This window comes from Kribbella sp. NPDC054772, from assembly GCF_053611945.1.
Map to the genome: position 1 here is coordinate 45,601 of NZ_JBSHBJ010000048.1, position 2,188 is coordinate 47,788.

3 protein-coding genes are annotated in these 2,188 nt (G+C 69.2%); 2 read left to right on the forward strand and 1 reads right to left on the reverse strand.

Going from position 1 to position 2,188, the window contains the following annotated elements; genetic code table 11:
* Positions 1-505, reverse strand: a 505-nt coding sequence (locus ACWGID_RS39310; protein WP_452204475.1) for a helix-turn-helix domain-containing protein, incomplete at its 3' end; no start/stop codon positions are given.
* Between the two features lie 76 nt (positions 506-581).
* Here ACWGID_RS39310 and ACWGID_RS39315 point away from each other — a divergent pair.
* Both ACWGID_RS39315 and ACWGID_RS39320 read left to right on the forward strand, forming a co-directional pair.
* Positions 582-1,304 (forward strand): ABC transporter ATP-binding protein, encoded by a 723-nt coding sequence (locus tag ACWGID_RS39315; protein ID WP_452204476.1) that lies wholly within the window; start codon positions 582-584, stop codon positions 1,302-1,304.
* Complete coding sequence (locus ACWGID_RS39320) at positions 1,301-2,098, forward strand: ABC transporter permease (RefSeq protein WP_452204477.1); 798 nt, start codon at positions 1,301-1,303, stop codon at positions 2,096-2,098. The genes ACWGID_RS39315 and ACWGID_RS39320 overlap by 4 nt, the downstream gene beginning before the upstream one ends.
* The last annotated feature ends 90 nt before the right edge of the window (positions 2,099-2,188 follow it).

Below are 2,188 nucleotides of genomic sequence, written 5' to 3' on the forward strand. Positions count from 1 at the left end.
CCGGGGCTTTCGCCCCCCGGCGGGGCGGGGGCCGCTCTTCGCGGTACGGCGCCAGTACGTCGTTGAGCGCGCTCTGCAGCGCGGGCAGGTCCCCGTCGGCGACGTACAACTGGCTCATCCCGAAACCGAGGTAGTCGCGCAGCTCCTGGTCCTCGGCGGCCAGGAAGTCGTCGAAGGTCTCGCCCAGCAGCCCCAGGAAGGTCAGGAACGTCGTTCGCAGCTGGGCGGCGTCCATGGCCCGGACCTCGTCGAGATCGGCGACCGCCAGCCGCGCACCGAGCGCCAGCGTTCGTTCGGTCGTGCCGCGCACCTTGCGCTCGGCGACCACCGCGAGGATCCCGGCGTCGATCAGCGCCGCGACATGCCGGTAGAGCGTCGCCTGGGTGATCTCGGGCAGGGCGTCGCGGAGCTGCGTGGTGGTCAGTTCGCGCCCGCTGAGCTGCTGGATGATCCGCAACCGCGCCGGGTGCATGACGACATCGGCGATCGGCGAGTCCTTCGGCACGGTGACCTCCACTGATCATTATCAGTCTGATAATGTTATTGCTCTCAGGTTGATAATAGTCGGGGAGAGGACAGTCATGACCCAGGGACTGCCCATTCGGGTGGCGGGACTGAGCAAGGCGTTCGGGCCGGTCGATGCCGTGAGCGATCTGACATTCACCGCGGCCGCGGGGCGCGTCACCGGATTCGTCGGGCCGAACGGGGCCGGCAAGTCGACCACGCTGCGGATGCTGCTCGGGCTGATCCGGCCCGATCGGGGGAGTGCGTTGTTCGGCGACACGCAGTACCGGGATCTGGCGTCGCCCACCGGTGTGGTCGGCGCGGTGCTCGATCTCGCGGCGGCTCATCCGGCGGCGAGCGCGCGGGCGCACCTGCGGACCGTGTGCGACCTGAGCGGGCATCCCCGGTCGCGGGTCGACGCGGTGATCGAGAGCGTCGAACTCACCGGGTACGCCGATCGAAAGGTCCGCGGCTTCTCGACCGGGATGCGGCAGCGCCTCGCGCTGGCGACTGCGCTCCTCGGCAACCCGGGGGTGCTCGTTCTGGACGAGCCGTCGAACGGGCTGGATCCCGCGGGCATCGTCTGGCTGCGGACGTTCCTGCGGCAGCTCGCGGACGAAGGACGGACCGTGCTGATCTCCAGTCACGTCCTCACCGAGTTGCAGTACAGCGTCGACGACCTGGTGCTGATCGACCACGGGCGGATCGCCTGGTCCGGCGAACTCGCGGACTTCACGGCTCACGGAGCGACGCTCGAGCAGGCCTTTCTCGCGCTGACCGCGAAGGAGACGACGGTATGAAGAACCTGATCCGTGGCGAGATCACCCGCCTGTTCTCGACCAGGCTGCCGTGGTGGGCCGTGCTGGCCGCGGTCGCCTCGGGCGGCGGCCTGACCGGGATCCTGGCGCTGACCGGGCCGGAGAACGCGACGCCGCCGATGCCGGGGATCGAGACCCCGGCCGGTGCCGGCCTGGTGGTCGGGTTGTCCGGCCTGTTGCTGTTCGTGCCCGCGCTGTTCGGCACGATCGCGATCACCAGCGAGTACCGGCACCGCACGATCGGTACGACGTTCCTGGCCGCACCGCGCCGTGGGCAGGTGCTGTCCGCGAAGCTGATCGTGTACGGAGTGGGTGGCCTGTGTTACGGGCTGATCGCGTCCGTCACGTCCGGACTCGCGCTCCTGGGCGCTGCTGCGATCCGTGGAGTGACGCTGACCGTCGACCTGGCGGATCTCCTGCTGCTCCTGACGAAACTCGCCGTCGTCGCGGCGGTCTACGTGGTCGTCGGCGTCGCGATCGGCGCCCTGGCCCGACACCAGCTCGTTGCCGTCGGCATCGTCCTCGGCTACTTCTACTTCCTCGAGTACGTGCTGATGATCCTGCCCGGCGTCAACAGGCTCTACCCGTACCTCCCGGGCGGCGCGACGTCGTCCCTCACCAGCTTCACGTTCCTCACCGACACCATCGCCGACCAGACCTCGGCCACGGTCGGCACGCCGCTCCCACCGCTGTACGCCGCCCTCGTACTCCTCGGCTACGCCGCAGTCGGCGCGACGGCGGCAGCCGTAGTACCCCTCCGCCGCGATCTCACCTGACGGCGTTTGAGGGGCCGGCCCCTGAAAGTCTGACGGCGTTTGAGGGGCCGGCCCCTGAAAGTGTGGGGTGACACGTGTTATTTCGGGTCC